The organism is Psychrobacter sp. 4Bb (genome assembly GCF_002836735.1).
Taxonomy (GTDB): domain Bacteria; phylum Pseudomonadota; class Gammaproteobacteria; order Pseudomonadales; family Moraxellaceae; genus Psychrobacter.
The window spans coordinates 1-866 of the sequence record NZ_PJAS01000023.1; the positions used below are offsets into that span (position 1 = coordinate 1).

Sequence of the window (866 nt, forward strand, 5' to 3'; positions counted from 1 at the left end):
TAGGGTGTGTATAGAATTCAAATCAAGGGCAACCAGATAAAGACACAAGCGAGCATTACCGCCGCTGCAAAGCTATCTTTGAGCTTATCATATCGCGTGGCAATGCCCCTAAAATGTTTCAATCTAGCAAAAGCGTTTTCTACCAAATGACGGCAACGATACAAATACCAATCTAGTGTGTCGTTACTGCTTTTAGAGTTCGACTTAACAGGTATGACTGACTGAGCACAGTGCTTGAAGATACACTCTCTAATATCGCTACTATCGTAGCCCCTGTCTGCAATCACCGCTTTAGTCTGGTTGTTAATGGTGCTACATATCAACGCCTTTGCCATCTTAGAGTCATGTACTTGCCCACCTGACAGCTCAACATGTATAGGGTTGCCACAAGCATCGACCACTAAGTGCAGTTTGCTGCTATTACCTGCAACGCTTTTACCAATGGCCTCATCAAGATGACTGGCTGCGCCTGTACTATGCTGATGAGCTTTAACCACGCTACCGTCTATAAATAACCATTCACTATCATAGTTTGCTGTGACTATCTTCATGAGCTTTTGCCATTTACCGGTTTTACGCCAGTAACGGTATTGATGATATATGCTAGACCAATGACCAAAATAAGAAGGTAAGTCTCGCCATGGACAGCCTACTCGTATGCGGTACAACATGCCTTCAACGGTACGTCTTAGATTGGGCTTGTTATATACGTTAATTTGTCGCAATATAATAAATAGCTTGTGCCAATGTTCATCGTTGAGCTTAGTGCGAGCCATAAGTGACGCCTTGTTTCTTTGTTGTGGTAAACATTAGAGTAAGGCGTTGCTTATTTTTTTCAATGCTTTCTCAATTCTATACAGTCCCTA

At 42.4% G+C, this 866-nt stretch carries 1 protein-coding gene; it reads right to left on the minus strand.

Annotation, left to right across the window (positions count from 1 at the left end):
* Positions 1 to 17 precede the first annotated feature (17 nt).
* A complete protein-coding gene (locus CXF60_RS00605; RefSeq protein ID WP_025651202.1) occupies positions 18 to 776 on the minus strand; it encodes an IS5 family transposase in 759 nt (252 codons plus the stop codon).
* Between the last annotated feature and the right edge of the window lie 90 nt (positions 777 to 866).